We start from the raw sequence: 26,133 nt of genomic DNA, 5'->3' as shown, positions 1-26,133 counted from the left end.
GCTTACGGGAAGTACTTCCCCAGCAGCTGCTCGAGGTAGTCGAGCAGGTCGTTGATCCCGTCCTGGATCGCGTTGCCGGCACTCGGCCGGAACCGGATCACCTGCGGGTCGTGGTCGCTCGCCTGGTCGGCGAACTCCGCGTTGATGTGGACGACGTCGTAGTCCACCCCGCGCGGCGCCTTCGACGCCAGGATGTGGTCCAGCACCTGCGACTGCCCCTCGAACACGTAGCTGTACCGCTCGGCCTCGGGCACCGACGCGATCAGGTCCTTCAGCGCGCCACCGGCGGTGAGCGTCTGGACCGCCGGCGAGAACGGGTAGTCGTTCAGGTCGCCCGCCACCACGATGTTCGCGTTGCGATCGGCCGCCAGCAACGAATCGACGAACCCCCTCAGCACCGTCGCCTGCTTCGCCCGCTGCACCTCGGAACTGCGCACCGGCGGCTGGTTGCGGCCGTGCGTCGGCTGGTCGCCGCCCTTGGAGTTGAAGTGGTTGGCGATGACGAACACCGTGCGGCCCTTGAAGACGAACTCGCCGGCGAGCGGCTTGCGGCTGTCCTCCCACGCTTCGTTCGCCGGGTCGACGCGACCGGGCGACGCCGTCAGGTGCGTCTTCCCGTGGTCCTTCGTGACACCGACCGGCGTCGTCGACGTCCCACCCGGACGATCCACAAAGGACACCCGAGCCGGGTTGAACAGGAACGCCACCCGGATGTTGCCGCCCGGCTGGCCGCCGTCCTGGTCGTTCACCGGGTCGATCGAGCGCCACTGGTAGCGCGGGCCGCCCTTGGCGACGATGGCGTCGGTGAACTTCTGCAGCGTCTGGTCCGCCGCGACGGTGCCGTCGTCGGTCGCGCCCGTGTTGTCCTGGATCTCCTCCAGGTTCACGATGTCCGGCGTCGCCAGGTGCGTCACGATCGCCTCGCCGAGCCGGTCGTACTTCGCCTGCGGGTCGCCCGGCGCCAGGTTCTCGACGTTGTACGTCGCGACCGCGAGCTCGCCGGAGCGCTGCTTGCGCGTGGTCTCGGCCTGCAGCCCGTTGTCCTTTTCGGTGCCGAGCACGCTGGCGAACAGCGTGTAGCCGCCGAAGTTGCTGTACTCGACCGGGCCGGACGTGGTGCCGGTCAGCACGTCACCGACGTTGAGCTTCGGGAACGGCCGCTGGTCGAACGGGATCAGCGACGACACCTTCATGACGCCGCTGTTCAGCTGGTCGTAGCCCAGGTAGACGCTGCCGCCGCGGACGGACTCGTGCTGGTCCGGCTTGGACGTCACGTACAGCTCGTTGAACGAGTTCGACGGGCCGACGACGCGGGCGTCGGTGACGCTCACGATCTCGCTCTCGTGCGCCTCCCAGAAGTCCAGCGCGTACTTCGCCGGCTCCAGCGTCAGCGGCTCGATGTTCCCGCCGGGCGACGGCGCGTACGTCGTCGGCACGGTGTCGGGGTTCAGCACGGTCGGCGCCGGCAGGGCGTTCCCGTGCGAGTCGACCGTCCACTGTGCACTGCCCAGCTCGGTGAGCGACTGGTAGTTCGACGTCGCCGGCGCGTCCGGGTAGAACTCGCGGACGGTGCCGGCCGCGGTCACCGCGTCGCCGACCGCGACGGCCGGGCTCGTCGAGCCGGTGTACACGAACAGACCCTCGCTGGTGCGCGGGTCGTTGTCCGGGTTCGGGTCGGTGAGCCAGAACCCGCGCGACGAGCCGAACGTCCGGGTCGCGGTGACGACCCCGGTGACGCCGCTGACCTTCTGGTCCTTGAACGGCGAAATGCGCGTGGTGCCCTGGATTTCGTGGATCTTCGCCGGGGTGCCGGGCTCGCCGGGGCCCCCGCCGCCGGTCGTCTCGCCCTTGGTGTTCGTCGGGGACGGGTCGCCGACGGTGAAGTCGGCCGCGTTGTCGTCGGTGTCGGCCAGCGAGGCGGCGCGCGCGACGGACGTCGAGTTGGCCGGCGCGGCCGTCGGAGCGCCTTCGCGCACGGTCGCCGTGCCGAACCCGACCAGGTCCTTGATCCGGGTGTCGGCAGCGCAGTCCGCGGCGGTCTTGCAGGTCAACGCGGTGGTGCCGGAGACGAGGGCGACCGTGCCCGCGGTCGCGGACATGGCGATCGCGCCGGTCGCGTCCGGCGCCGGCAGCGCGACCGTGCCGCCGCTGCCCTTGCCCTCCGCCACGAGGTAGCGCCCGCCCGGCGCGACGCTGCCGGCCAGCTGCGTCACCTGCCAGGTGCTGGACGCGCTCGGCGAGCCGGGCAGGTACTGGACGCTGAAACCGTCGACGCTCGTCGCCGCAGTACCGTGGTTGGCGAGCTCGACGAAGTCGTTGGTCAACGTGGCGCCGGAGTTGCCGCCACCGCCGTAGACCTCGGCGATGACCGCGTCGGCGCTGGGTGCCGCGAGCGCGGCCGGTGCGGCCACTCCGCCGAGCACCAAGCCGGACGCGACGGCCACCGTCAGCGCGGTCTTGGCTCTGTGGGTCTTGATCACCCTGAGTCCCCTTTGTGCTTGAACAGTCGTGGCATAGTCCCCCGAACAGATGAGGAGGAGGAAGACAAAGATGCAACGATTCGTAACAACTACTTTCGTCGTCACTCGATCGGCAGAGCAGGTTTCGTGATCACGCTGGTACTCGGCGGAGACGTCAACGTTCAAGGCCGCAAGACGCCGTCGACGGCGTTCGAGCGGCTGGAGCCGCTGCTCAAGGGCGCCGGCCTCCGGTTCGTCAATCTCGAAGGCCCTCTCGACGCGGTGATGGCGGAGGCGCTGACGTCGGGCGGCATCGACGTCGTCTCGTGCGCCAACGACCTCACCGCGCCGGCGACCCTCCCGGTCCTCGACCGCGCCGGGATCGCGCACTGCGGTGCCGGCCCGACCCTCGACGCCGCGCACACACCCGCGGTGCTCGAACGGTCCGGCGAGAAGGTCGCCTTCCTCGCGTACACGTCACTTCGCCCCTACGGTGCGCATCTGGAGTTTCCCGGCGTCGCGCAAGCGTTTGCGACCACGGCTTACCAGCCCGATCCCCGCGTCGCGGAGATCCCGGGCCGCCCGCCGCTGGTGCGTACGACACCCCTCCCCGAGCACCTCGACCGGCTCGTCGCCGACGTGAAGCAGGCCAAGGCCGCCCATGACCACGTCGTCGTCTCGATGCACTGGGGCTTGCCGGGCGCCGAACTCACCGAGTACCAGGTCGCCTACGGCCGCGCGGCGATCGACGCCGGCGCCGACCTGGTCGCCGGGCACGGGCCGCACACGATCCAGGCCGTCGAGGTCCACCGGGGCCGACCGATCCTCTACAGCCTCGGCAACCTCGTCTTCGACTGGCCGGCGATGCGCGGGCGCCACGTCGACGGGCTGCTGGCCGGCTGCATGTTCGGCGACGAACCCCGGCTCGAGCTGATCCCGGTGCGGCGCAACGCCGACAACGAGTGCGTACCGCTCGCCGGGGACGAAGCGGGCAAGGTGCTGCGGTACGTCGCGGATCTCTCGGCGCGGCGCTCGACGACCGTGACCATCCGGGACGGAATCGCCTCGGTAGGCGTTGGTGCGTAACTGATCGCGCGCGGACCGTCACCGGGCGCGGCGCCGCTGTCACCCATCCGGCGCATCTGCCTTAAATGCTCCCTAAGACCCGGAACAACCCGCGTGAAGCGGCGGTACGGTCTGCGTGAGCCGCCGGAAAAGTGGCACAGACCACTCCTCGACAGCTCTCGACCAGCACGAACACGTGGGGGAGGGAGAACCATCATGTGGGGGCTGATTGTTCTCAGTTGCGTGTTCGTGCTGGTGCTGGGGATAGCCGCGGTCGTGGACCTTCGGGACCACGACCGCGGCGAACACCGGGTCTAGCGCACCGCCTGCTTCGCCTTGTAGCGGCCGAAAAGCGTGCGCGCGCCGGCGAGCGCGACCCGCCCGGCACCCTTCGCGCTCGCGGCCAGGACCGTCGTCCAGTCGAAGTAGTCGCGCCACAGCACGATCCGGCCGCCTTCGACCTCGAACGTGCCGCACACCCAGAACTCCGCTTCCCACGCGCCGCGGCGCAGCACGTCGGTGCGTTCGGTGAGCACGACGTTGCCGTCCGCGGCGATGTGGTGCGTGCGCGCTTCGAACCCGGAGCCGAACCGGGCCAGCAGACGCAGCTGCTTCTCGACCGCCGCGAGGCCGCGGGCGGGCGGCAACGGCACGTTCTGGTACACGATGTCGCTCGCCGCGAACGTCAGCGCTCGGTCGATGTCGAGGTCTTCGAGGGCCTGGAGGAAACCGGTCACCACTGCCTGGGGTTCATCGGTCATGCGCCCAGGCTAGAGGTCAGTACGGCCGGTCGCCCGCGATGGCGACGCGCTCCGCGATCCGGACGTGCGGGTGGTAGTCGTTGACCGCGTAGTGCTGCGTCGCGCGGTTGTCCCAGAAGGCCACCGAGTTCGGCCGCCAGCTGAACCGGACCTGGAACTCGGGCGTGTGAGCCTGCAGGAACAGGTACCGCAGCAGCCGGTCGCTCTCGGCCCGGTCGAGCCCGACGATGTGCGTCGTGAACGCCTGGTTGACGAACAGGGTGCGCCGCCCGGTCTCCGGGTGCGTCCGGACCACCGGGTGTTCGACCGGCGGGAAGCGGTCCTGCCACTGCGCCAGGAGCGCGGGGTCGGAGAACCGGTCGAAGCCGGGGAGGTAGTCGTGCACCGCGGTGAGCCCGTCGATGCGGGTGCGGACGTCTTCGGGCAGGTTGTCGTAGGCGGCGGCCATGTCGGCCCACATCGTGTCGCCACCGACGGGCGGCACCTCGATCAGCCGCAGCACCGAGCCGAGTGCCGGGTTGGGCCGCCAGGTGACGTCGACGTGCCAGATGTTCTCGTAGCCGGGCATGGCGGCGGTGCGCTCGAAGCGCGTGACGGCGTCGTCGTCGCCCTTCGGGATGAACGGGTTGGTCTCCAGCTCGCCCCAGTTCGCGGCGAACGCGCGCTGCTGCGCGGAGGTGATCTCCTGGTCGCGGAAGAAGATCACCTTCCACTCGAGCAGGGCGCTGGTGAGTTCTTCGCGCAGCTCGGCGGTGAGCGGCCGGGCGAGGTCGACGCCGTCGATCTCGGCGCCGATCACCCGGCTGAGGGGGCGGAGGGTGAAGCGCTCGTACTCTTTCCGCGGCTCGTGCAGGACGCGCGGGCCCTCGAGGAGGCCGTCGGCGGGGGTGCGGGCCTCCCGCAGCTGAACCCGGGCAGGCAGGTCTACGGACATGGTTGTGCTCCAAGGGTTTTCGGAAGGATTCGGACGCCGGGCTCGCGTCAGGCAGGGGGCGAGCCCAGGCGGCCGCGGCGCAGCAGGAGCTCCACGGTGCCTTCTCCGACCGACCGCTCGGAGGCGCGGCCGTACCACCGGATCGGGGTGCTTTCCGAGGTGGCGGGCATGTGCTCATGGTCGACCTTGGTCCGGCCCGCGGTCAAGACGTCCACTTGGTGGAACGCGGTCAACGCCGCTGGTCACCGCGATGCGGGCGGCTCGGGAGCATGAGGCAAGATCTTCCACGATCGAGTGAGCGCCCTTGACGACGGAGGTCCCCATGCCGGAAGGCAGAGGCTCGCGGATCGACAGTGACACACCCGGGCTTCGCCCCGGGGGCTTCGCCACCCGGAACCCCCCGAAGAGGCCTGACCGGCTGCGCACTGCCGCGGACCTGCTCGACCAGGCCGCGGCCACCGACGACAAGGCGGCGGGGAGGTTCGCCGAAGCCCGCGTCGATTCGACGCCGTTCGGCATCTCGGCCCAGGCCCGCGAGCTGGCGGCGCGCTGGGCGGCCGCCCTCGCGGCCCGCGAAGCGGACGCGCGCGTCCTCGGCGACGCGACGTCCGACCTGGCCGGCCGGCTGCGCATGGCGGCCGAGAGCCCCCGGAGCACCGGCTTCCGGGGGCGGATCGCGGTGGCTCCGTGACGTCTCCGGTGTTCGAACACCCGGCGTTGACAGCGGCGGCCGGCCGGCTGGCTCCCCTGCGTGCGGCGGCCGGCCGCATCGGCGCCCCGGATCCGGTCGCGGCGCTGCGGCACCTGGACTGCTCACCGTCGTCGATCAGCTCGTCCGCTTCGGCGGTCGACGCGGGCGCTTTGCTGGTGAAGTCGGCTTCCGCGGAGTTCCGCAACGGCGTCGAGCACGCCGAAACCGGCGGCAGCGCGGAGACGTTCGGCATCTGGGCGGACACAGTGGACGGTCAGTACGCCGCGGCGGCCCGCGCGGCGGCCACGACGGCCGCGGTGGGCGTCCGGATCGCCGCCCAGCTGGACGAGCTGGCGGTCTCGGCGTCCACGGAGGTGTGCGCTCTCGCGGACTCGGCCTCGGCGGCCGTCGCGGCGGTCCTGGCGGACGACCGGTCGGCCGAGGTGGTGAGCACGGTCAGCACGGCGTGCGCGGCGGTGGTCCGGACGGTTTCCGCGAAGATCGCTTCGCTGTCTTCGCTGGTGGCGGAGCTGGAGCCGCTGACGGCACCGGCGGTCGAGCTCAGCTGAACCGTTCCCGCGCCCAGTCGTCGAAGGGCCGGGCGGGATGCCCGGTGACTTTCGCGACGTCCGGGGAGACGGGCTCCGGATCGTCGACGAGGGAGGCCCAGTAGGGCAGGGCGCTCTTCGCGAATTCCTCGCCCAGCTGCGCTGCTGCTTCGTCGAGCGGCTGTTCTTCCCAGCGGACGGGCGTTCGCATCGCTTGCCCGATGATTTCCGCTTGCCGGGCCTGACTGAGGGCTTCGGGACCGGTGACGAGGTAGATCTGCTTGCCGTGGTTTTCGGTGAAAGCTTTGACAGCCATGTCGGCGACGTCCTTTTCGTGGACGAGGGACCGCTTGGCTTGCCCGTACGGCGCCCGCACCTTGCCGGTTTTCGCTTGCGGTACCCAGCCGAGGGTGTTGGTGGCGAGGCCGGTGATGCGGAGGAAAGTCCAGTCGTGGGTCACGGCTTTCACGGATTCCTCGACTTCACCCCAGAACCCGCCGTCTTCCGCGGCCACCGATGAGACGTAGACGATCTTCTTGTCCTTGAACGGCTTTACGGCTTTGTCGATACCTTCGGCGGAGTAGAAGGGCCAGACGAAGTAAACGGCATCAACCCCTTCGGCGGCCTCGGCCGGATCGGTGATGTCGCCCTGGACGACTTCGACACCGCCGGGGGCCTTCGCCGGGTCGCGGACGAGAACCCGGACGTCCGCGGGGAGGTCGAGCAGGCCACGGACGACGTGGCGGCCGGTGTTGCCGGTGGCCCCGGTGACGAGGACCTTCATGGTGTGCTCCTTGGTGCTCAGCCTGTGCCGACCACGGTCACACTTCAAGAGCCCTTCAAGTCAAGCGGCGGCCGAGATCAGCCGGCTGTGGCGGGCGTGGAAGGGGCATCTGCCCGGCCGGGTCTGCGATAAGTTGCCGGTCATGTCCGGACCCGCCGCCTGGCCGCCCGCTCCGATCAGGACCGAACGCCTCGTGCTCCGCGAGTCCGAGGCGCGAGACCGGGCCGCGTTCATCGACCTGTTCGCCTCACCGGAGGTGGGCACCTACATCGGCGGCTCCCGACCGCGCGACGAGCTCGAGCGCACGACTCCCGAGCTGCCCGGCCGCCGCCCCGGGTTCTTCGTGGTCGAGCTCGACGGCGCGATGATCGGGATGATCACGCTCGATCCGCGCGACGGCGTCGCGGAAACGGAGCTCGGCTACCTGTTCCTGCCGGAGGCGTGGGGGCACGGGTACGCGGCCGAAGCGTGCGCAGCGGCACTCGGCTGGTTCGCCGGCGCGCATCCCGGCAAGCCCGTGGCGCTGTGCACCCAGACCGCCAACGCACCCTCGATGCGCCTCGCCGAGAAGCTGGGCTTCACCGAGGTGGAGCGGTTCGAGGCGTACGGCGCCAAGCAGTGGCTCGGCGTGTGGCCGGGGTGACACCCCGCACGGCATCAGGCCGCCGGGCGCCGTGCGGCGAGCAACACCTGCGGGCGCTGCTTCAGCCGGGCAGGCATCCTCAGGTCGGCGACCACCTCGAGACCGGCGTCGGCCAGCATTCCGGCCAGCTCTTCGGGCTGGTACAGGTGCGTCGTCCAGGACACCGGCAGACCGCCGTAGCCCTGGGTCCGCGGCACGTCGCCGTCGCCGACGTGCGTGCCGATCAGAGCTTGGCCCCCGGGCACGAGCGCCTCGGCGAAGGTTCGCAGCACGCCGGGCAGCGCCGCGCGCGGAAGGTTGAACAACGACCACCAGCCGAGCACGCCACCGAGCGACGCCGGAACCAACTCGAGTTCAGTGGCCGAAGCGACCGAAAACCGCAATTCGGGGTGCAGCCGCTGGGCGTGCTCGACCATGCGCGGCGACAGGTCGACACCCGAGGCGTCCAGCCCCAAGCCGGTCAGGTGCGCGGTGACGGTGCCGGGGCCGCAGCCGACGTCCAGGACCGGGCCCAGCCCGCGGACGGACTCGGCGAAGGCGGCAAGCGCGGCCCGCAGCCACGGCACCTCCTCCAACCGGCCCACGCCAAGCTCCACGTAGACATCGGCGACCCGGTCGTAGGACTCGCGGACCGTCAGGAGATCGGCTGGCTGCTGCACGGAGGCACCCTAGCGAGAGACATCCGAGACGGCACAGCAAAACGCCCGGCAACCCCATGAGGGTCGCCGGGCGGTTCGAGAGCGGTGGCGGTGGGATTTGAACCCACGGACGGGGATTAGCCGTCACACGATTTCGAGTCGTGCTCCTTCGGCCGCTCGGACACGCCACCGCCGAGAACAATACCGGAGCGTGCCCACGTGCCTCACCAGGGGTCGCCGGGGCGGTCGGCCCGGCGCCTGACCTGCATATCTCGGGCCAGACCACGTGCCTTCGAACGGAGGTCGTGGGCCACCTCGGCGACCTGGGCGCGGCGGCGCTGCATACGGCCCGCGGCCTCCAGGCGCCGGTTGCCCGTCGCCTTGCCGAGCTTCGAACGCGCGCCGCCCACTGTCTGCTGGATCTTGTCCTTCACAGTCATGGCGAAGGGGTACCCGCCGACGGCGAGCCGAATCAGCGTCGCGTGGCGAAGTACGTCTCCAGCAACCCGGCGCACTCCTCGGCGAGCACGCCGCCGTGGACCTCCGGGCGGTGGTTGAGACGGCGGTCACGCACGACGTCCCACAACGAACCCACCGCGCCCGTCTTCGGCTCCCACGCTCCGAACACCAGCCGCGAGATCCGGGCCAGCACCAGGGCTCCGGCGCACATCGTGCACGGCTCCAGCGTCACCGCCAGCGTGCAGCCCTCCAGGCGCCAGCCGTCGCCCACCACGCCCGCCGCCGCCCGCAGCGCGAGGATCTCCGCGTGCGCCGTCGGGTCACCCAGCTCGACACGCGCGTTGCGCGCCGCCGCCAGGGGCTTGCCGTCGGGGGCGAAGACCACCGCGCCGATCGGCACGTCCGAGCCGGGGGCGCGCGCCGCTTCCAGCGCCGCCTCCACGGCTTCGGTGTCGGACGGCCGTCTCAGAGCTCGTCCAGGAGCTTGGCGAACTCGCCGCCGAACCCGCACCGCTGCGCGACCATCTGCAGCTGCTCGTCCGGGTACAGGTCGACCTCGCCGACGATGACCTCCAGCTCCGGCCCGGGCAGCCCGAGATCCTCGAGGATCGACAGGTCGCCCTCGGGCCAGACGGAGTCGTCCTCCTCGTCCGGTGGATCGACGCGCAGGACGTCGAGGACGTCCGCCGCGATGTCGTAGTCCAGTGCCGCCGCCGCGTCCGAGAGCAGCAACGACGGGCCTCGCGGGCTCGGCCGGACGATGACGAAGAACTCGTCGTCGACCGCCAGCAGCCCGAAGGACGCACCGGTGGAACGTAGTTTGCCCAGTTCAGTGATCGCTGCGTCCAGCTCGGTCAGCGCCCCCGGGTCGAGCGCACTGCACCGCCACCGACCGTCTTCCCGGACCACGGCTACCGCGAAGCCCGTGACCGGCTCATCCACCGCCATGCGCACACCGTATTCCGCTGCTCGACCGAACGCACGCACGGTGCGCCCGAAGCGCCGCATGGGGCACTATCGGGACCATGACCGGCCCCACTGACCTGCCCACCCTGCCCGGTACGCCGTTCGCCAGCCTCCTCGACGACGCGCGGGCGCTGCAAGACCGCACCGTCGCGCTCCGGCGCGCCGTGCACCGCCACCCGGAACAGGGGCTCCACCTCCCGCGCACCCAGGCGGCGATCCGCGAAGCGCTCGCCGGCCTGCCGCTGGAGATCACCGAAGGCAAGGCCACGACGTCGCTGACGGCCGTCCTGCGCGGCGCCCGGCCCGGCCCCGCGGTGCTGCTGCGCGGCGACATGGACGCCCTGCCGCTGACCGAAGACACCGGCCTCGGCTTCGCCTCCGAGGACGCGGAGTCGATGCACGCGTGCGGGCACGACACGCACGTCGCGATGCTGGCCTCGGCGGCGCGGCTGCTCGCCGAGCGCCGGGACCAGCTGGCCGGGTCGGTCGTGTTCATGTTCCAGCCGGGCGAGGAGGGGCACCACGGTGCCCGGTTCATGATCCACGAAGGCGTGCTCGACGCCGCCGGGACGCGGGTCGAGCGCGCGTTCGGCATCCACATCCTCGCCAACCTCCGCAGCGGGCTGCTGTCGATCCGGCCGGGCCCGCAGATGGCATCGGCGGACTCGTTCTCGGTGCTCGTGACCGGCAAGGGCGGCCACGGCTCGGCGCCGCAGCACACGATCGACCCGGTGCCGGCGGCCGCGGCGATGGTCGGCGCGCTGCACACGATGATCACGCGCCGGGTCAGCGTGTTCGACCCCGCGGTGCTGTCGGTGACGCGGATCCAGGCCGGCACGACGACGAACATCATCCCGGAGACCGCCGAGCTGGAGGGCACGATCCGCACGCTGTCCGAGCAGACGCGCGCGCTGGTCCGCGCCGAGCTGCCGAAGGTGTGCGAACAGGTCGGCGCGGCGTACGGCTGCCGCGTCGTCGCCGACGTCGAGCCGGGCTACCCGGTGACGGTCAACGACGACCGCGTCGCCGCCGAAGTCCTCACCCTCGGGGAGGCCGTGCTCGGCCTGGAGAACGTCGAACTGATGGCGGACCCGCTGATGGGCGCCGAGGACTTTTCCTACGTCCTGCAACGCGTTCAGGGCGCGTACGCGTTCCTCGGCGCGTGCCCGCCCGGCGTCGACCCCGCCGAGGCGGCCGCGAACCACTCCAACCGCGTGCTCTTCGACGAGGACGCGATGCCGAGCGGCGTCGCGATGCTCGCCGCGTTCGCGCTGGACGCCCTGCGTTAGGGCCCGGTCCGCGACGGGCGGCCGTCCTCGAGGTGCCCGGCGAAGCGGCGACGCCACCCCGGCGCCTCGAACGTGACGTCGTACCAGCCGTTCTTCGCCGGCACCGGGAAGTCGTGCGAGGTTTTCGGTGCGATCGTGACGCCGTTCAGCGCGACCGGCGCCGGCCCGCTGTTGGTCACCGTGACGCGCAGCGCGGGCGCCGACGTGAACGTGACGGAGGCGTCGAGGCCCGCTTTGCCGGAAGCCTCGACGACGAACCCGTTCGGGCCGTGGATGGCGATGTCGTACGACTCGGCGTACGGGATTTCGCCCGTCAGCTCGCTCTTCGGGCCGACGTCGAAGCGTTGTGACGTTCCGCCCGCGTGGTAGGCGTACGCGGCCAGCTGCAGCGTCTGCGTCCCGTGGTTGGCCAGGTGCAGCTCCAGCGCGCCCGGGCCGGCCGTGGCCCAGGCGACCGGCTGGTACGGCAGCGGGCGCGCCTTCGCCGTGCCGGGATCCTGCACCAGGGCACCCGGCCCCAGCCCGGGCTTCGGCAGCCGGGACTGTGTCCGGTCGGCTTCGGCGCGCAACGCGTCCGCGTCCGGCAGCAGCGGGATCGTCGTGTCGTGCGCGCGGAAGTCGAAACAGCTGGTCAGATCGCCGCAGATGGCGCGGCGCCAGGCCGAGATGTTCGGCTCGCGCACCCCGGTCCACGTCTCGAGGAAGCGCAGCACCGACGTGTGGTCGAAGACCTGCGAGTTCACCCAGCCACCGCGGCTCCACGGCGAGACGACGGTCATCGGCACGCGCGGCCCCAGCCCGATCGGCATCGGAGCGCCGGACGCACCGCCCTTCTCCGGGCGGTTGCCCGGCAGGTACTCGCCCGGGGTCCCGGGTGGCGGCGTCGGCGGGACGACGTGGTCGAAGAAGCCGTCGTTTTCGTCGTAGTTGATGAAGACGACGGTCGATTCCCACAGTTCCGGCTTGTCCCACAACGCTTTCAGCATCCGCTGGAGGTAGGCGGCGCCGTCGACCGGCCGGGCGGCGGGGTGCTCGCAGTAGCCGTACGGGGCCACGACCCACGACACCGCGGGCAGCGTCCCGGCCGCGCAGTCGGCGAGGAACTCGGCCAGCACGTGGTCGAGGTCCTTGCCCTTGCCCGAATCCGGCAGGAGCTTCGTGCGCAGGTTCGCGCGCTCGGCCAGCCGGCGCTTCACCGGGTCCATCGAGTACAGCGCGTCGTGGAAGTTCCGGAACAGCCACAGCGGGTTGTCGCCGTAGTCGCCGACGAAGTGCTCGGGGACGCCGCGCTCCTCGTCGTTCGCGTAGATCCGCCACGTGATCCCGGCGGACTCGAGGCGCTCCGGATAGGTGGTCCAGCGGAACGACGGCTCGTAGTCCGGGAAGTTGTGCGTGACCGGGCCGCCGGCGACGCCGTCCGGGTCGATCGTGCCGGTCCAGTGGAACAGCCGGTTCGGCTGCGTCGGGCCCTGGATCGAGCAGAAGTAGTGGTCGCACAGCGTGAAGGCACCGGCCAGCGCGCGCTGGAACGGGATGTCGTCGCGGGTGAAGTACCCCATCGTCATCGGGCTCTTCGCGGCGACCCAGGCGTCGTACGCGCCGCCGTTCCACGCGCGGTGCGTGCTGTTCCAGTCGTGCGGCAGCTCGCCGAGGTCCTGGCCGTCCACAACGGACGTGTCGATCCGGAACGGCAGCACCGGCGCCCCTTTGCCGCGCTGGCGGAAGACGTCCCGCAGCGCCGCGCGGTCACCGAAGCCGCGCACGCCGGCCATCGTGCCGTAGTAGTGGTCGAACGACCGGTTCTCCTGCATCAGCACGACGACGTGGCGGACGTCGTCGATCGTCCCCTTCCGTGCCGGAGCGGCGCACGCGGCCGCCAGCGAGCCGGCGACGGTGGCCGCGGCCGCGCCGCCGAGCACCGTGCGCCGCCGGATCCGGCCCATACCTGCCTCCTCATCCCCACGTCCGCGGCCTGGCGAGGGGTACGTTCTCCGCCGAGAGAGGTGGTACCCATGCTCGGTTCAGCGGATCTGGTCGCCTTCGCACCGTCGACCGACCTGGAGCGCTCCCGCGTCTTCTACACGGATGTCGCCGGGCTCGAGTTCATCGAGCAGACCCCCTTCGCGTGCGTGTTCCGCAGTGGCGCGACCATGCTCCGCGTCACCGCCGTCGCCGAGTTCACGCCGCAGCCGTTCACGGTGCTCGGCTGGGCGGTCGCCGACATCCGGGCGGCGGTGGCCGGGCTGCGGGGCCGTGGCGTGGAGTTCCTCACGTTCGACACGCTGCCACAGGACACCGACAAAATCTGGACCACGCCCGGCGGGCGGATCGCCTGGTTCCGCGATCCGGACGGCAACGTGCTGTCCCTGACCGAGTTCACTGGCAATTAAACAACAGTGTTGATTTAATAGGCGGATGACCGACGACGATCGCCTCGCCCAGCTCGCTGACCAGGAAGAACGCCTCCAGTTCACGAAGTTCGACAACGAGACGGCCCTGGCCCTCGGCGACCGGCTGCTGGCCGCGGCGCGGAAGCGCGGGCTGCCGGTGACGATCTCGGTCCGCCGCAACGGCCAGCGGCTCTTCCACGCCGCCCTGCCGGGCACATCGGCCGACAACGACGCGTGGATCGACCGCAAGAGCCGCGTCGTGGACCGCTACGGCCACAGCTCCTTCCTGGTCGGCACGCAGTTCCGCGCGAAGGGCGGCTCGTTCGAAGAGGACTCGCGCCTGGACCCGGACGAGTACGCGGCCCACGGCGGCGTGTTCCCGGTGATCGTCCGCGGGGTCGGCCCGGTCGGCACGGTCGGCGTGTCCGGGCTTCCGCAGGCCGAGGACCACGCTTTCGTCGTCGAGCAGCTCGAGCTGTTCCTGGCTTCCTGAAAACGGCTGGCGGGCCTGACTACCGTTGAAGACATGAAGCGCGCAGCGAACACGACGACGCCGGAAAGTGTCCCGGCGCGCTGAAGCATTCTCACGAAAAGCCCGGGGCGGTCGCCCCGGGCTTTTCGTCTTGTGGTCGGCCACCTCGTCGTCCACGAGGAGTCCACGATGCCCGACCACCGCAAGCTCGGCCGCGAGCTCGGCCTGTTCGACACCGACCCGCTCATCGGCGCCGGCCTGCCCTACTGGCTGCCCGACGGCGCGATCATCCGCCACAGCCTCGAGGAGTACGTCCGCGGCCTCGAACGGCGCGCGGGGTACCGGCACGTCCACTCGCCGGTGCTCGGCAAACGGGAGCTGTACGAGATCTCCGGGCACTGGTCGCACTACCGCGACGACATGTACCCGCCCATGGACGTCGGCGGTGAGCAGCTCGTGCTGCGGCCGAGCCTCTGCCCGCACCACGCGCTGATCTACCGGGCACGCGGCCACAGCTACCGCGAACTCCCGCTACGCATCGCCGAGATCGGCGGGATGTACCGCAGCGAGCTCTCCGGCGTGCTCGGCGGGCTGAGCCGGGTGCGCGCGATCCAGCTCAACGACGCGCACATCTTCTGCACCCCCGAGCAGGTCGAAGCCGAGGCAGCCGCGGCGCTGGCCATGATCCGGCGGGCTTACGACGCGCTCGGCATCAGCCCGGCGCGCTACCGGCTTTCGCTTCCCGGCCCCGGCGGGAAGTACGTCGACGGCGACTGGGACCGCGCCGTCGGCATCCTGCGTTCGGTCCTCGACGGGCTCCCCTACGACGCCGTGGAGGGCGAGGCGGCGTTCTACGGGCCGAAGATCGACGTCCAGATCGTCGACAGCGCGGGCCGCGAATCGACCCTTTCCACCGTGCAGATCGATTTCCACCAGCCCGAGCAGTTCGGCCTCGAGTACGTCGGCGCGGACGCGGCGAAGCACCGGCCGGCCATGGTGCACCGCAGCATCATCGGCAGCGTCGAACGCGCGGTGGCGCAGCTCGTCGAGGTCCACGGCGGTGCGTTCCCGGCCTGGCTGGCGCCGGTGCAGCTGCAGCTGTTGCCGTTGTCCTCGGCCGAATTGCCCTATGCACAGGGGATCCTGGACCGATGCGACGACCTGCGCGTCGAGATCGCGCAGGAAGGCAGCCTCGGTGCGCGGATCCGGGACGGGCGGCTGGTGCCGTACCAGGCCGTGCTCGGCCCGCAGGAAGTCGCCGCGGGGCAGCTTTCCCTGCGGCTGCGCGACGGACGCCGGGTCGACGCGCAGCCGGTCGACGAGGCACTGGCGGAGATCAGGGCGGAGGTCAAGCCGTAGCCGCGGCCAGCCAGCCGAACGCCGGCGCCAGGCTTTCCGGGGCGGCCCAGCCGTTGACCACCGCGAGCAGCCGCAGGTAGCGCTCACGCCGGGGATCGTCGACGAGGGCCAGCCATTCCCGCAGCCGAGCGGGATCGCGGCCGAGACCGTCGACGATCGCCCCGGCCGCCGGCGAGTCCGGGGCGATTCCGGCTTCGAGGGCCGGTGTGACGGCGTCGCGCACCTCGGCGGCGAGGTCGCGGCGCAAGCCGCCTTCGTGCTGCTCCGCGAGCCGACGCAGGATCGCGCGGAACTCTTCGTCCTGCACCAGTTCGGCCAGCTCGATCCAGGCTTCGAGCTGCTCGGGGCTCGCGTCCTCCGGCAGTTCGGGGGTCAGGGTGCGCGCGATGCCCGCGAGGTCGGGCCGGCCACCCAGGGCGTCGGCGAGGAAGCCGGCCACCAGGCGACGTCGTTCCTCTTCGGACAGCCGGGCCAGTTCGTGCACGATGGTCGTCTCCTCCGGGGTCGAACTGCGTTTCGCCACGGCCGTCAGCACCGCTTGGCGCACACGCAGCACGCGGATCTGCACCTCCAGGGCCTCGGCGTGCTGCGCCGCGACGTCGGCGACGGTCGCTTCGCCGTCGACGACCCGCCGGATCGTGGCGAGGCCGACGCCGAGGTCCCGGAGGGTGCGGATGAGGTCGAGCCGGCTGCGTGCGGCGTCGTCGTAACGGCGTTGACCTGCGGCGTTGCGCCCGGACGGCGGCAGGAGACCGCGGTCGGAGTAGAACCGGACGGCCTTGACCGTCAGGCCGGTCCGGCGCGCCAGCTCGCCGATCGAGTACCGCATGCCGCCAGCGTGGCACCTCCCCTCGGGGGAGGCGCAAGGGTCAGGTTCGCCCGATCGTGTCGATCACCTGTTCGACTTCGCGCGGTAAAGTCGATCACGTGAGCGAACGGACTAGGTCTCCTCCCGGATCCGGGTGACCAGCTGGGTCGGGTTCACGAACCGCAGCGCGACGAGAAGGAGCACGAGCATGGAAGCGGTGTAGATGGTCGCCATGGCGTCGACCGACTGGTTGGCCCGGATGCCCGCGGCGAACACGGAGTTGTAGAGCGCCACGACGAGGGTCGTCGAGTCCGGGCCGGCGGTGAGGAACGTCAGCTCGAACATGCCGACCGTCCGGACCAGCACGAGGATCGAGGCGGCCAGGATCCCCGGCAGCAGCAGCGGGCCCAGGATCCGGGTGAACACCGAGATCGTGCGTGCGCCGGACATGCGCGCGGCGGCTTCGATCTTCGGGTCGATCTGCTCGATGAACGGCGTCATGGTCAGCACGACGAACGGCACCGAGGGCACCAGGTTCGCCAGGATGACGCCGGTGATCGTGCCGGCCAGGTGGAACTTGTAGAGCACGGTGGCCAGCGGGATGCCGTAGGTGATGGGAGGGATCAGGATCGGCAGCACGAACAGCAGCATCACCAGGCGCTTGCCGGGGAACGAGCGGCGGGCCAGCGCGTAGGCGGCCGGGACGCCGACCGCCACCGACACGGCGATCACCACCAGCGCGACGATCGCCGTGGCGAGGAGGACGTCGGACAGGCCGAACTCACGCCAGGCGTCGGCGTACCAGTGGGTGGTGAAGCCGTCCGGGAGCCAGGTGCCGAACCACTGCTTGCCGAACGAGTCGACGACCACCGAGAGCACCACACCGGCGAGGTTGACGAAGAAGAACACGACGATGGCCCAGACGACCCAACGTCCGGGACGCGCGACCCAACCGGTCATCCCTTGCCTCCGGTCGCTCCGCGGTACAGCGTGCCGCGCCACGCCATGACCAGGCCGATCACGATCAGCATGACCACCGCCATGAGCATCGCGACGGCCGAGCCCATCGAGTAGTCGTACTCCTCGAACGCGGCGTGGTAGGCCGCGATCGAGATGACGCGGGTCTCGTTCGCGGGGTCGCCGACGAGCTGCGCCGAGGGGAAGACCGAGAACGCCATCACGAACGAGAGGCAGAAGGTGATCGCCAGGCCGGGGGCCAGCAGAGGCAGTGTGATGCGCCGGAAGCGCTGGGCCCAGTTCGCGCCGAGGGTCGCGGCCGCCTTCTCCAAGGAGGGGTCGATGCCCGAGAGATAGGACAACGTCAGCAGGAAGGAGAACGGGAAGCCGGTGATCACCAGGGAGAGCAGCACGCCGGTGTAGTTGTGGATCAGCGGGAGCGGTTCGTCGGTGATGCCGAGGACGGTGAGCACCTTGTTCAGCCAGCCCGCCGGCCCGCCGTACATGATCAGGCCCTGCGCGGTGAGCACCGTGCCGAGCGTGATCGGCACGACGAGGATCGTCGTCAGGAGGCGCTTGCCGCGGACGCGGCCGCGCATCACGTACGCGATCGGGATGCTGGCGAGCACGTTGATGAACGTCGCGGGCAGCGCGATGCCGAGCGTCGTCCAGATGGTGTCGCGGAGGTAGGGGTCGCCGAAGAAGCGCGCGTAGTTGGCGAAGACGCCGCCCCGGCGTGGGGCGAAGGACAACTGGAGGCCGTAGAGGAAGGGGTAGAGGAACAGGCAGGCGGTGACCAGCAGGCCGGGCACGAGCAGGAGCAGGGTGCGGTCGATGCCGCGCTCGGCCAGGCGGTGGCGCAGGGCCGGGCGAGCACTCGCGACGGCGGTCATGACGCGGCCACCGGAACGGGTTCGGGCGGGACGCCCATCGTCGCGGCGGTCATGGCTCGAACACCAGGACCCGCTCGGCCGGCACGCCGATCTGCGCCGTGTCGCCGGGGGCGAGGCGCTTGTCGGTCCGGAAGTAGACCGGCACCCCGCTCGCCAGCCGAGCCGAGACCGACAGCTCGCGGCCGTGGTATTCGACGATCTCGACCGTCACGTCGAGGGCGTTCTCCGCGCCGTCGCCGACCACGAAGTCCTCGGGGCGGATCGCGACCTTCGCCGGGCCCTCCGCGAGTGAGCCGCGGCCCGTCAGCCGGGCTCCCGCGCCTTCCACGGTGACCGAGGAACCGGCGGCTCCGGTGACCGTCACGTCCAGGAGGTTGCGGTAGCCCATGAACGACGCGACGTAGCTGTTCACCGGCTGGGCGTAGACCTCCTCGGGGGTGCCGATCTGCTGCACCTCGCCGTCGCGCAGGACCACCAGGCGGTCGGCCAGGGACAGGGCTTCCTCCTGGTCGTGGGTGACGTAGACCGTGGTCAAGCCGAGCGTCTGGTGGAGGCGGCGGATCTCCATCCGCATCTCGAGGCGGAGCTTGGCGTCCAGGTTGGACAGCGGCTCGTCCATCAGGACGACCGGGGGCTCCAGCACCACGGCCCGGGCGATGGCGACGCGCTGCTGCTGCCCGCCGGAGAGCTGCGCGGGGAACTTCGCCGCGTGGTCGGTGAGCTGCACCAGACGCAACGCCTCGTCGACCCGCCGGCGGGCGTCGGCGCGGGCGACCTTGCGCATCTTGAGGCCGAAGCCGACGTTGGCGCGGACCGTCATGTGCGGGAACAGCGCGTAGTTCTGGAAGACCATCCCGAACCCGCGCTGCTCCGGGGGCTGCCCGTCGATGCGGGCGTCGTCGAGCCAGATGCTGCCGCCGGTCAGGGGCAGCAGGCCGGCCAGGCAGTTCAGCGCGGTCGACTTGCCGCAGCCGGACGGGCCGAGCAGGGCCACGAACTCGCCGCGCGCGATGGCGAGGTCGAGGCCGCTCAGGGCGTTCGCGGTGCCGAAGCTCCGGGACACGCCGTCCAGCCGGAGCTGCTCGAACGTCACTTCTTGCCGACCTTCGAGCCGCCGACCAGCTGGTTCCACTTGTCGAACGCCTTGACCTGCTGCTCGGCCGGCAGCGAGGTCTCCTTGGGGTACTGCGCGATCCACTGCTCGTACTCCGGGCGCCCGAACTGCTTGATCGTGTCCTGGCTCTTCTGCGGCGCCATCTGCAGCGTGACGTCCTTGACCGCCGGGCCGGGGTAGAAGTAGCCGTCGTCGTAGGCGATCGCCTGCTGGTCCGGCTTCAGCATCCACGCGACCAGCTGCAGGATCGCCGACTCCTGGTCGGGCGAGAGGCCCTTGGGGATCAGGGCGTACTGGGCGTCGGTGACCCAGTGCATCGGCTGCATGATCGCGGTCTTCACCGTGTTGGGCACCGTGCCGAGCTTGCGCGGGTTGATGTCCCAGCCGGTCGTCGACATGACCATGTCCACCGCACCGGACGCGAGGTTCTTCATCGTCTCGGTGGTGCCGGACGGGTAGTACTTCACGTACTTGCCCAGCTCCTGCAGGAACGCCCAGGTCTTGTCCCAGCCCTTGTCCGGGTCCTTCGGGTCCTTGTCGCCGAGCAGGTACGGCAGGCCCATCAGGAACGTCCGGCCCGGGCCGGAGTTCGACGGCTGTGCGTACTGGAACTTCTCCGGGTGCGCCTTGGCCCAGTCGAGCAGCTCCTGCGGGGACGTCGGCGCCGCCGGCACCGCTCCCGGGTTGAACTCCAGCAGCGGGCCGGACGGGTAGTAGACGACCTCGACGCCGTAGCCGTTGGCCAGCTCCTGCATCTTGGCCGCGGGCTCGAGGTAGTTCTGCATCAGGTTCGGGAACCGGCTCGAAAAGTCCGGGAGGACCTTCGTCAGGGTGCCGTTCGCGATGCCGGCGGACAGGCCGTCCGTGCCGCTGAGAACCAGGTGCGTCTGGGCGACGCCGCCGTCCTGTTCGGCTTTCAGCTTGCCCGCCATGCTCGGCGCGGGCGCCGTCGAGTACGTGACCTTCGAGAGCACTTCCGGGTGTGCGGCCTTGAAGTTCTCGATCATCTGCTTGGTGAGCTGCAGGTTGCCCGCGACGTCGAGGATGTTCAGGTCGACGGGCTTGCTCGGCTTGTCGGGGACGGCCTGGGGATCCGCCGCCTGACCGCCGTCGCCGCCGGGCGCGCCACAGGCCGCCAGTCCGGCGGCGAGGCCGGCCGCCAGGAGCACTCGTCGGAATCGGAAGCCGGTGCGACGCTGCATGGCTGCTCCCTGGGTCCGTGATAATGTTGTATGTCGCATCGTATATCAGATCGGACATGCCAGTGGCGAGCTCTGCTTCGGCCCGGAGGCCGCCGCCGCCCGTCTCGCGCACGGATTTCGTGCGTGACGCCATCAAGGAATCGATCTTGAGCGGGGAGTTCGAACCGGGCGAAACGCTCGTCGAGGCCGAGGTGGGCGCCCTGCTGGGGGTGTCGAAGACCCCGGTGCGCGAAGCGCTGCGAATCCTGGCCGGTTCCGGTTTGGTCACGATGAGCACGTACAAGGGGGCCGCGGTCCGGGTCATGGACGCCGAGAGCGCGTACGCGGTCTACGACTTGCGCGCGCTCCTCGAGCCCGAAGCCGTCCGACGCGCTGTCGAGCGCGGTGCGGACTTCGGCGAGGCGCGGCAGGTCCTGGCCGAGGTCGACACCGGCAGCGCAGCCGCCGACCGCGCCAAGGCCAGCCTGACCAACCGGCTGTTCCACCGCGCGCTCTACTCCGGGTGCGGGAATCCGCTGCTGATCGAGATCCTCGACGGCCTGCGCGACCAGGCCGCGCTGATCACCGCCACCGGCTGGGGCATCAGCCCGACGTGGCAGGGTGAAGCGGGCGAACACCGCGCGATCCTGACCGCCGCCGAGAGCGGGAACGCCCGGCAGGCCGAACACCTGCTTCGCAAGCACATCACGGATTTCATCGACCGGATCGCCTTCGGGCTCCCGGGCGAGCGCACCGCAGAGACCGGCGATCCGAAAGGGGCCCGATGACGTTCGAGCAGCAGAGGCGGCGGCTGTCCGGGGTGGTGGCCATCCCGGTCACGCCGTTCGACGCCGAGGGCGCCGTCGACGGCCAGACGTACGCGAAACTCGTCGACCGGCTGATCACCGGCGGCGTCGAAGTCGTTACGCCGAACGGGAACACCGGCGAGTTCTACGCGCTGGACGCGGCCGAAGCCCGGCAGTGCCTGGAAGTCACCGTCGAGGCCGTGGCCGGCCGGGGCAGCGTGCTCGCCGGGATCGGCCACGACGTCGCGTCGGCGACGCGGGCCGCCGCGCACGCGCGGGACGCCGGCGCCGACATGATCATGATCCACCAGCCCGTGCACCCGTACATCTCCGGCGACGGCTGGGTCGACTACCACGCCGCGATCGCGGCCGCGGTGCCCGAACTCGGCGTCGTGCTCTACGTCCGCAACCCGGCGATCGGCGGCGAGCAGCTGCACGCGCTGGGCGAGGCGGCGCCGAACGTCATCGGCGTGAAGTACGCGGTGCCGGACCCGGTGCGGTTCGGCTCGGTCGCGCGGGACGCGGGTTTCGAGCGGTTCGTGTGGATCGCCGGTCTCGCCGAGCTTTCGGCGCCCGGGTACTTCGCCGTCGGCGCCACCGGCTTCACCTCGGGCCTGGTGAACGTCGATCCCGCGATCTCGCTGGAGATGTTCCGCGCACTGTCCACAGGGGACTATCCAGCCGCGATGACCGTCTGGGAGCGGATCCGGCCGTTCGAGGAGCTGCGCGCGGCGAACGGGAGCGCCAACAACGTCAGCGTCGTCAAGGACGCGCTCGGCCAGCTCGGCCTGTGCCGTCCCGACGTCCGGCCGCCGAGCCGGCTGCTGACGGGAGCCGAACGCGAACGGCTCTTCGGGCTGCTCTCGTCCTGGGGGCTTTCGTGAAAATGGCGGCTCGTCGGCGCGCCGGAGCGCGGTGACGCCGAATCCCGGCTCGCCGACGAGCCGCCTGACCGGAGCCCACCGGAAGAACAAGCTGTAGCAACCCAACTGGGCACCCCGGGTGCCGCTCTGCGCGGCTACGGGAGGCTGCTCGCCGGCCTATCGGCCGACACGGTTGCGTACGAGCGGGTTCCGGACCCGGACTCGGCTCCTGTCCCCGGTCGGAGCGATCCGGCCGGAAGGTCACGGGTGTGTGGTAGATCACCTTCATCCCGATGTGGCTGACTGTACACCTCCGCGGCAACCTCCGGGGAATTGCCATCGAGCCGGTGGGGTGAGAGGCTTGGGGGAGGACGCGGTACCACCGCGACCAGGCCCCAGTGCCCTTTTCCCGGACCGGACCCGGACCCGTCGGGGCCGGAAACCGTTGCTGGACAAGCCTTCAACGACTTAGCCCAGAGCGGTGACGCCGATGACTTCAACCCAAATTCCGGATACCCCCGCGACGGCGGGCAGCGATTTCGCCGAGCTGTCGCGGCTGATCAAGGCCGCCGGCCTCCTCCAGCGACGCCGCCGGCACTACGCCGTGCGGATCGGGCTCAACCTCGCCGCTTTCGGCGGGGGCTGGGTCGCGTTCGTCTTCCTCGGCGACTCGTGGTGGCAGCTGTTCCTCGCGGCGTTCTTCGCGATGATGTTCGCGCAGCTGTCGTTCATCGGGCACGACGCCGGGCACAAGCAGATCTTCAGCAGCCGCAAGGCTAACGACGCGACCGGGTTCGTCCACGGTGGACTCACCGGGCTGAGCTACGGCTGGTGGATGGGCACGCACTCCCGGCACCACGCCAACCCGAACAACGAGGACGAGGACCCGGACGTCGACATCGCGGCGCTCGCGTTCAGCAAGGCGCAGAGCTCCCGCAAGCGCGGCTTCCTGCGCTGGATGGCGAAGTACCAGGCGTTCCTGTTCTTCCCGCTGCTGCTGCTCGAAGGTCTCAACCTGCACGTTTCGAGCGTGAAAGCGGTGCTGCGCAAGGACATCCGCAAGCGCAAGCTCGAGTCCACGCTCCTGATCGCGCACCTCGTCGCCTACCTCGCCGCGGTGTTCATCGTGCTCTCGCCGCTCACCGGGATCATCTTCATCTTGGTGCACCAGTTCCTGTGGGGCCTGTACATGGGCTGCTCGTTCGCGCCCAACCACAAGGGCATGGAGATGCTGTCGGCCGGGCACAAGCTGGACTTCCTGCGCAAGCAGGTGCTGACCTCGCGCAACGTGCGTGGCGGCCGGGTGGTCGACTTCGCCCTCGGCGGCCTGAACTACCAGATCGAGCACCACCTGTTCCCGAGCATGGCCCGGCCGAACCTCAAGCACGCCCAGGTGATCGTGCAGGACTTCTGCGCCCGGCGCGGGATTTCCTACGCCCAGTGCGGGTGGGCGCGCTCCTACGGGTACGTGCTGCAGCACCTCCACGAAGCGGGCGAACCGCTGCGACGGCGCTCGGCCGAGGCGACGGCGTGACGACCCCGGCACCGGACGCGCCCGAAGTACCCCGCTCCGGCACGCAGTGCCCGAGCTGCCCGCACCCGCTCGGCACGCACGACGCCATCGCGCGCCGCTACTGCGCGGCCACCACGGCCGGCCAGGCGGCCGAGCGCGGCTGCGTGTGCGGCACCGTGCAGGACCACCAGAGCCCGGAAGGTCCCCGGGGCCACAAGAGCCACACGACCACAGCCTTCGAAGAGCAGAAGAGGACCGAACGATGACCGCACCGACCTCCCCCACCCGCTACCAGCTGCGCATCGACCGCGTGAAGAAGATCGTCATGGAGGACACCAAGCTCGGCGACGCGAAGGCGCTCGCCCTGGCCGTGCGCATGGTGCACGAGCTCGACACGGTCCCGGAGCCCGTCCGCTGACGTCCGTCCGTGCGGCTCTGCGCAGGTCAAGCGAGGTGTGGCCGAAGTTACTCGCGCGTTAACAAGGCGTCAGCGAGCGGCCGGAGTCCGTCAGGACGGCATTCACGAGCGATCATCGGACGCGCGAAGGGCGGTGTCCTGACCGGGTCCGATCCGCCGTGATGCCCGGAGGCACCCGTGACGCTCAGCGAGCTTCTTCCCAGCCTCGGCTGCGAAGCCGCCGATCACCTCGAGCCAGGAGTCTGGCCGCGAAGCACCCGACTCGGCGAAGACGGCGAACTCCTCTTCGCCGGCGCGAGGGTCAGCCACCTCGCCGCCCGCTTCGGGACGCCGTCCTACCTCATCGACGAACAGCAGGTCCGCGACACCGCGCGTGAGTACCGCCGCGCGCTGCCGGACGTCGAAGTCGCGTACGCGAGCAAGGCGCTGTGCACGCGGTCCGTACTGCGTTGGGTCGCCGAAGAGGGCTTGTCGCTCGACACCTGCTCCGCCGGCGAGATCGCCGTCGCCCGCGGAGTCGGCTTCCCGGCGGAGCGCATGCTGCTGCACGGCAACGCGAAGACGCCCGAAGACCTGAAGGCCGCTCTCGAGTACGGCGTCCGGCGGATCGTGGTCGACTCGCTCGACGAGATCGAGCAGCTCGGCGCACTCGCCCCCGGCGCGCAGCAGGTGATGATCCGCGTGACTCCGGGCGTGGCGGCAGGCGCGCACGCGGCCATCAGCACCGGCACCGAGGGCCAGAAGTTCGGCTTCTCGCTGCTCGACGGCGTTCCCGACAACGTCGACGCCGCCGTCGGGGCCGTGCTCGCCCAGCCCGGGCTGCGGCTGGCCGGGCTGCACTGCCACATCGGCTCGCAGGTGTCCCGCGTCGACCGCTACGAGGCCGCCGCGCGCCGGATGACCGAAGTGCTCGTCCGGGTCCGCGACACCCACGGCGTCACGCTGCGGGAGCTCGACCTCGGCGGCGGGCACGCGGTGCCGTACGTCGGCGGCGAACCCGCGTTCGACCTCGGCGGCTACTCACGTCGGCTGCGCGTGGCACTCGCCTACGAATGCGCGGCGCACGGCTTCCCGTTGCCGCGCTTGACGATCGAGCCGGGCCGGGCACTCGTCGGGCCGGCCGGGATCACGGTGTACCGCGTCTGCGCGGTCAAGCGCGGCAGCCGCACGTTCGTCGCGGTCGACGGCGGGATGAGCGACAACGCGCGGCCGTCGCTCTACGGCGCCCGCTACACGACGCGCCTGGTCGGCCGCCGGTCGAAGGAGCGGCGCATCCCGGTGACCGTCGTCGGCAGGCACTGCGAATCCGGCGACGTCCTCGCCGACGGCATCAGCCTGCCCGGCGACCTGCACCCCGGTGACCTGCTGGCCGTGCCGTGCACCGGCGCGTACCACCACTCGCTGGCGTCGAACTACAACCAGGTCGGACGGCCGCCGCTGGTCGGCGTCCGCAACGGCGTCGCGACGCTGCTCGTGCGCCGCGAGACCGAGGAGGACCTCAGCCGCCGCGACCTCGGTTAGCCACCGCCAACCCGGCGAGCAGCACGCCGAGCGCGTACCGGAAATCGTCCTCGACGGCCGAACCCGCTCGTTCCCGCAGGCCACGGGCCATCAGCGGGAACGGGAACGCCTCGGCCGCGATCACCGCCGCCTCCTCGTCGGGCGGCAGCCGCGTCTGGTCCTCGACGGCCCGGCCGAGCACGAAGTGCACCAGCACCCCGGCCGCGCGGGTGGCCTCGCCGACCGGGAAGCCCGCGTCGTGCAGCACCCCGACCGCGCGCTCGGCGAGCTCGCCGAGCGCGCGGGCCACGATGAGATCGGCCCCCAGCGCGACGCGGGCGCCGTCGCGGTGGGCGAGCAGTGCCGTGTGCAGCGCGAATCCCGCGTCTTCGAGCCACTTCAGCCAGGGCCCACCGTCGGGCAGCCCGGCGACGACCGGCGCCACGATCGCGTCCGTCAGGTGGTCGAGCAGCGCACGCTTGCTCCGGAAGTGCCAGTACAACGCGGGTGCCTTGACACCCAGCTCGGTGGCGAGCCGCCGCACGGTCAGCTTGTCCAGGCCCTCGTCTTCCAGCAGGTCCAGCGCGACACGCACGGCGTCGCCGGCTTCCAGCGGCATGCT

General features: G+C 70.7%; 30 protein-coding genes and 1 tRNA gene. 15 read left to right on the top strand and 16 right to left on the bottom strand.

Annotation, left to right across the window (positions count from 1 at the left end; translation table 11 throughout):
* Positions 1 to 2: 2 nt before the first annotated feature.
* Positions 3 to 2,480, bottom strand: coding sequence for an endonuclease/exonuclease/phosphatase family protein (locus QRX60_RS13785; RefSeq protein WP_286001178.1), 2,478 nt, complete (start codon positions 2,478 to 2,480; stop codon positions 3 to 5).
* A 126-nt stretch (positions 2,481 to 2,606) separates the two neighbouring features.
* On the opposite strand from QRX60_RS13785, the gene QRX60_RS13780 reads away from it, so the two are divergent.
* On the top strand, positions 2,607 to 3,545 hold the full coding sequence (locus QRX60_RS13780) for a CapA family protein (protein ID WP_286001177.1): 939 nt from the start codon (positions 2,607 to 2,609) through the stop codon (positions 3,543 to 3,545).
* A 293-nt stretch (positions 3,546 to 3,838) separates the two neighbouring features.
* On the opposite strand, the gene QRX60_RS13775 is transcribed toward QRX60_RS13780, so the two are convergent.
* Both QRX60_RS13775 and QRX60_RS13770 read right to left on the bottom strand, forming a co-directional pair.
* Positions 3,839 to 4,285, bottom strand: coding sequence for a limonene-1,2-epoxide hydrolase family protein (locus QRX60_RS13775; RefSeq protein ID WP_286001176.1), 447 nt, complete (start codon positions 4,283 to 4,285; stop codon positions 3,839 to 3,841).
* Between the two features lie 16 nt (positions 4,286 to 4,301).
* Positions 4,302 to 5,219 carry a TauD/TfdA dioxygenase family protein gene (locus QRX60_RS13770; RefSeq protein ID WP_286001175.1) on the bottom strand — a complete coding sequence of 306 codons (918 nt, stop codon included), beginning with the start codon at positions 5,217 to 5,219 and terminating at the stop codon, positions 4,302 to 4,304.
* Positions 5,220 to 5,315: 96 nt separating this feature from the next.
* Between QRX60_RS13770 and QRX60_RS13765 the strand changes: the two genes are divergently transcribed.
* From QRX60_RS13765 to QRX60_RS13755, 3 genes are read left to right on the top strand one after another with little or no spacing between them, the layout of a single operon-like run.
* The gene (locus tag QRX60_RS13765; RefSeq protein ID WP_286001174.1) at positions 5,316 to 5,492 is read left to right on the top strand and encodes a hypothetical protein; all 177 of its coding nucleotides are present in this window, start codon (positions 5,316 to 5,318) and stop codon (positions 5,490 to 5,492) included.
* A 49-nt stretch (positions 5,493 to 5,541) separates the two neighbouring features.
* On the top strand, positions 5,542 to 5,910 hold the full coding sequence (locus QRX60_RS13760; protein ID WP_286001173.1) for a hypothetical protein: 369 nt from the start codon (positions 5,542 to 5,544) through the stop codon (positions 5,908 to 5,910).
* Entirely contained in the window at positions 5,907 to 6,479 is a 573-nt protein-coding gene (locus QRX60_RS13755; protein ID WP_286001172.1) for a hypothetical protein, read from the top strand. Before QRX60_RS13760 ends, QRX60_RS13755 begins: the two co-directional genes overlap by 4 nt.
* Here QRX60_RS13755 and QRX60_RS13750 read toward each other — a convergent pair.
* Positions 6,472 to 7,242 carry an SDR family oxidoreductase gene (locus tag QRX60_RS13750; protein WP_286001171.1) on the bottom strand — a complete coding sequence of 257 codons (771 nt, stop codon included), beginning with the start codon at positions 7,240 to 7,242 and terminating at the stop codon, positions 6,472 to 6,474. The two genes, QRX60_RS13755 and QRX60_RS13750, sit on opposite strands and share 8 nt — an antisense overlap.
* 142 nt (positions 7,243 to 7,384) lie before the next feature.
* Between QRX60_RS13750 and QRX60_RS13745 the strand changes: the two genes are divergently transcribed.
* The gene (locus tag QRX60_RS13745; protein WP_286001170.1) at positions 7,385 to 7,885 is read left to right on the top strand and encodes a GNAT family N-acetyltransferase; all 501 of its coding nucleotides are present in this window, start codon (positions 7,385 to 7,387) and stop codon (positions 7,883 to 7,885) included.
* Positions 7,886 to 7,899: 14 nt separating this feature from the next.
* Here the strand turns inward: QRX60_RS13745 and QRX60_RS13740 are convergent, their stop codons facing one another.
* From QRX60_RS13740 to QRX60_RS13720, 5 genes are all read right to left on the bottom strand, one after another.
* Entirely contained in the window at positions 7,900 to 8,544 is a 645-nt protein-coding gene (locus tag QRX60_RS13740; RefSeq protein WP_286001169.1) for a class I SAM-dependent DNA methyltransferase, read from the bottom strand.
* 82 nt (positions 8,545 to 8,626) lie between these two features.
* Positions 8,627 to 8,714, bottom strand: a tRNA-Ser gene (locus QRX60_RS13735).
* A gap of 33 nt (positions 8,715 to 8,747) precedes the next feature.
* Positions 8,748 to 8,963, bottom strand: coding sequence for a CsbD family protein (locus QRX60_RS13730; protein WP_286001168.1), 216 nt, complete (start codon positions 8,961 to 8,963; stop codon positions 8,748 to 8,750).
* A 32-nt stretch (positions 8,964 to 8,995) separates the two neighbouring features.
* Positions 8,996 to 9,424: a nucleoside deaminase gene (locus QRX60_RS13725; protein ID WP_286001167.1), complete on the bottom strand. Its 429-nt coding sequence runs from the start codon at positions 9,422 to 9,424 to the stop codon at positions 8,996 to 8,998.
* A 23-nt stretch (positions 9,425 to 9,447) separates the two neighbouring features.
* Entirely contained in the window at positions 9,448 to 9,930 is a 483-nt protein-coding gene (locus tag QRX60_RS13720; RefSeq protein WP_286001166.1) for a tRNA adenosine deaminase-associated protein, read from the bottom strand.
* Between the two features lie 77 nt (positions 9,931 to 10,007).
* Between QRX60_RS13720 and QRX60_RS13715 the strand changes: the two genes are divergently transcribed.
* Positions 10,008 to 11,237 (top strand): M20 metallopeptidase family protein, encoded by a 1,230-nt coding sequence (locus QRX60_RS13715; protein WP_286001165.1) that lies wholly within the window; start codon positions 10,008 to 10,010, stop codon positions 11,235 to 11,237.
* On the opposite strand, the gene QRX60_RS13710 is transcribed toward QRX60_RS13715, so the two are convergent.
* Positions 11,234 to 13,180, bottom strand: coding sequence for a phosphocholine-specific phospholipase C (locus tag QRX60_RS13710; RefSeq protein ID WP_286001164.1), 1,947 nt, complete (start codon positions 13,178 to 13,180; stop codon positions 11,234 to 11,236). The genes QRX60_RS13715 and QRX60_RS13710 overlap by 4 nt on opposite strands.
* Before the next feature lie 69 nt (positions 13,181 to 13,249).
* Here QRX60_RS13710 and QRX60_RS13705 point away from each other — a divergent pair, with 69 nt between their 5' ends.
* The 3 genes from QRX60_RS13705 to thrS all read left to right on the top strand — a co-directional run bounded on the left by QRX60_RS13705 (position 13,250) and on the right by thrS (position 15,458).
* On the top strand, positions 13,250 to 13,627 hold the full coding sequence (locus QRX60_RS13705; protein ID WP_286001163.1) for a VOC family protein: 378 nt from the start codon (positions 13,250 to 13,252) through the stop codon (positions 13,625 to 13,627).
* A 25-nt stretch (positions 13,628 to 13,652) separates the two neighbouring features.
* Entirely contained in the window at positions 13,653 to 14,120 is a 468-nt protein-coding gene (locus QRX60_RS13700) for a heme-degrading domain-containing protein (protein WP_286001162.1), read from the top strand.
* Positions 14,121 to 14,252: 132 nt separating this feature from the next.
* Positions 14,253 to 15,458 carry a threonine--tRNA ligase gene (gene thrS / locus QRX60_RS13695; RefSeq protein ID WP_286001161.1) on the top strand — a complete coding sequence of 402 codons (1,206 nt, stop codon included), beginning with the start codon at positions 14,253 to 14,255 and terminating at the stop codon, positions 15,456 to 15,458.
* Here the strand turns inward: thrS and QRX60_RS13690 are convergent.
* The 5 genes from QRX60_RS13690 to QRX60_RS13670 all read right to left on the bottom strand — a co-directional run bounded on the left by QRX60_RS13690 (position 15,448) and on the right by QRX60_RS13670 (position 20,432).
* Positions 15,448 to 16,287, bottom strand: coding sequence for a MerR family transcriptional regulator (locus tag QRX60_RS13690; protein ID WP_286001160.1), 840 nt, complete (start codon positions 16,285 to 16,287; stop codon positions 15,448 to 15,450). The two genes, thrS and QRX60_RS13690, sit on opposite strands and share 11 nt — an antisense overlap.
* Positions 16,288 to 16,398: 111 nt before the next feature.
* On the bottom strand, positions 16,399 to 17,226 hold the full coding sequence (locus QRX60_RS13685; protein WP_286001159.1) for an ABC transporter permease: 828 nt from the start codon (positions 17,224 to 17,226) through the stop codon (positions 16,399 to 16,401).
* Positions 17,223 to 18,116, bottom strand: coding sequence for an ABC transporter permease (locus tag QRX60_RS13680; protein ID WP_286001158.1), 894 nt, complete (start codon positions 18,114 to 18,116; stop codon positions 17,223 to 17,225). The genes QRX60_RS13685 and QRX60_RS13680 overlap by 4 nt, the downstream gene beginning before the upstream one ends.
* Before the next feature lie 49 nt (positions 18,117 to 18,165).
* Entirely contained in the window at positions 18,166 to 19,209 is a 1,044-nt protein-coding gene (locus QRX60_RS13675) for an ABC transporter ATP-binding protein (protein ID WP_286001157.1), read from the bottom strand.
* A complete protein-coding gene (locus QRX60_RS13670; protein ID WP_286001156.1) occupies positions 19,206 to 20,432 on the bottom strand; it encodes an extracellular solute-binding protein in 1,227 nt (408 codons plus the stop codon). Before QRX60_RS13670 ends, QRX60_RS13675 begins: the two co-directional genes overlap by 4 nt.
* Positions 20,433 to 20,494: 62 nt before the next feature.
* On the opposite strand from QRX60_RS13670, the gene QRX60_RS13665 reads away from it, so the two are divergent.
* The 6 genes from QRX60_RS13665 (at position 20,495) to lysA (ending at position 25,532) form a co-directional block, all read left to right on the top strand.
* Positions 20,495 to 21,199 carry a GntR family transcriptional regulator gene (locus QRX60_RS13665; RefSeq protein ID WP_286003584.1) on the top strand — a complete coding sequence of 235 codons (705 nt, stop codon included), beginning with the start codon at positions 20,495 to 20,497 and terminating at the stop codon, positions 21,197 to 21,199.
* Positions 21,196 to 22,101, top strand: coding sequence for a dihydrodipicolinate synthase family protein (locus tag QRX60_RS13660; RefSeq protein ID WP_286001155.1), 906 nt, complete (start codon positions 21,196 to 21,198; stop codon positions 22,099 to 22,101). Before QRX60_RS13665 ends, QRX60_RS13660 begins: the two co-directional genes overlap by 4 nt.
* 469 nt (positions 22,102 to 22,570) lie before the next feature.
* Positions 22,571 to 23,614: a fatty acid desaturase family protein gene (locus tag QRX60_RS13655; protein WP_286001154.1), complete on the top strand. Its 1,044-nt coding sequence runs from the start codon at positions 22,571 to 22,573 to the stop codon at positions 23,612 to 23,614.
* The gene (locus QRX60_RS13650; protein ID WP_286001153.1) at positions 23,611 to 23,859 is read left to right on the top strand and encodes an RGCVC family protein; all 249 of its coding nucleotides are present in this window, start codon (positions 23,611 to 23,613) and stop codon (positions 23,857 to 23,859) included. Before QRX60_RS13655 ends, QRX60_RS13650 begins: the two co-directional genes overlap by 4 nt.
* Positions 23,856 to 24,011, top strand: a complete 156-nt coding sequence (locus QRX60_RS13645) for a DUF6307 family protein (protein WP_286001152.1) — start codon at positions 23,856 to 23,858, stop codon at positions 24,009 to 24,011. Before QRX60_RS13650 ends, QRX60_RS13645 begins: the two co-directional genes overlap by 4 nt.
* Before the next feature lie 177 nt (positions 24,012 to 24,188).
* Positions 24,189 to 25,532, top strand: a complete 1,344-nt coding sequence (lysA, locus tag QRX60_RS13640) for a diaminopimelate decarboxylase (protein WP_286001151.1) — start codon at positions 24,189 to 24,191, stop codon at positions 25,530 to 25,532.
* Here lysA and QRX60_RS13635 read toward each other — a convergent pair.
* The gene (locus QRX60_RS13635) at positions 25,510 to 26,130 is read right to left on the bottom strand and encodes a TetR/AcrR family transcriptional regulator C-terminal domain-containing protein (protein ID WP_286001150.1); all 621 of its coding nucleotides are present in this window, start codon (positions 26,128 to 26,130) and stop codon (positions 25,510 to 25,512) included. The two genes, lysA and QRX60_RS13635, sit on opposite strands and share 23 nt — an antisense overlap.
* Positions 26,131 to 26,133 lie beyond the last annotated feature (3 nt).

The organism is Amycolatopsis mongoliensis (genome assembly GCF_030285665.1).
In the GTDB taxonomy this organism is placed as follows: domain Bacteria; phylum Actinomycetota; class Actinomycetes; order Mycobacteriales; family Pseudonocardiaceae; genus Amycolatopsis; species Amycolatopsis mongoliensis.
The sequence above is the reverse complement of the archived record's forward strand: the minus strand, read 5'-3'. Positions and strand labels throughout refer to the sequence as shown.

Coding starts and splice junctions, on each gene's coding strand:
- QRX60_RS13685 (WP_286001159.1), bottom strand. CDS start 17,226: ATGACCGGTTGGGTCGCGCGTCCCGGACGTTGGGTCGTCTGGGCCATC.
- QRX60_RS13730 (WP_286001168.1), bottom strand. CDS start 8,963: ATGACTGTGAAGGACAAGATCCAGCAGACAGTGGGCGGCGCGCGTTCG.
- QRX60_RS13720 (WP_286001166.1), bottom strand. CDS start 9,930: ATGGCGGTGGATGAGCCGGTCACGGGCTTCGCGGTAGCCGTGGTCCGG.
- QRX60_RS13655 (WP_286001154.1), top strand. CDS start 22,571: ATGACTTCAACCCAAATTCCGGATACCCCCGCGACGGCGGGCAGCGAT.
- QRX60_RS13715 (WP_286001165.1), top strand. CDS start 10,008: ATGACCGGCCCCACTGACCTGCCCACCCTGCCCGGTACGCCGTTCGCC.
- QRX60_RS13660 (WP_286001155.1), top strand. CDS start 21,196: ATGACGTTCGAGCAGCAGAGGCGGCGGCTGTCCGGGGTGGTGGCCATC.
- QRX60_RS13750 (WP_286001171.1), bottom strand. CDS start 7,242: ATGAAGGTCCTCGTCACCGGGGCCACCGGCAACACCGGCCGCCACGTC.
- QRX60_RS13770 (WP_286001175.1), bottom strand. CDS start 5,219: ATGTCCGTAGACCTGCCTGCCCGGGTTCAGCTGCGGGAGGCCCGCACC.
- QRX60_RS13635 (WP_286001150.1), bottom strand. CDS start 26,130: ATGCCGCTGGAAGCCGGCGACGCCGTGCGTGTCGCGCTGGACCTGCTG.
- QRX60_RS13645 (WP_286001152.1), top strand. CDS start 23,856: ATGACCGCACCGACCTCCCCCACCCGCTACCAGCTGCGCATCGACCGC.
- QRX60_RS13700 (WP_286001162.1), top strand. CDS start 13,653: ATGACCGACGACGATCGCCTCGCCCAGCTCGCTGACCAGGAAGAACGC.
- QRX60_RS13690 (WP_286001160.1), bottom strand. CDS start 16,287: ATGCGGTACTCGATCGGCGAGCTGGCGCGCCGGACCGGCCTGACGGTC.
- QRX60_RS13705 (WP_286001163.1), top strand. CDS start 13,250: ATGCTCGGTTCAGCGGATCTGGTCGCCTTCGCACCGTCGACCGACCTG.
- QRX60_RS13760 (WP_286001173.1), top strand. CDS start 5,542: ATGCCGGAAGGCAGAGGCTCGCGGATCGACAGTGACACACCCGGGCTT.
- QRX60_RS13670 (WP_286001156.1), bottom strand. CDS start 20,432: ATGCAGCGTCGCACCGGCTTCCGATTCCGACGAGTGCTCCTGGCGGCC.
- QRX60_RS13710 (WP_286001164.1), bottom strand. CDS start 13,180: ATGGGCCGGATCCGGCGGCGCACGGTGCTCGGCGGCGCGGCCGCGGCC.
- QRX60_RS13745 (WP_286001170.1), top strand. CDS start 7,385: ATGTCCGGACCCGCCGCCTGGCCGCCCGCTCCGATCAGGACCGAACGC.
- QRX60_RS13680 (WP_286001158.1), bottom strand. CDS start 18,116: ATGACCGCCGTCGCGAGTGCTCGCCCGGCCCTGCGCCACCGCCTGGCC.
- QRX60_RS13775 (WP_286001176.1), bottom strand. CDS start 4,285: ATGACCGATGAACCCCAGGCAGTGGTGACCGGTTTCCTCCAGGCCCTC.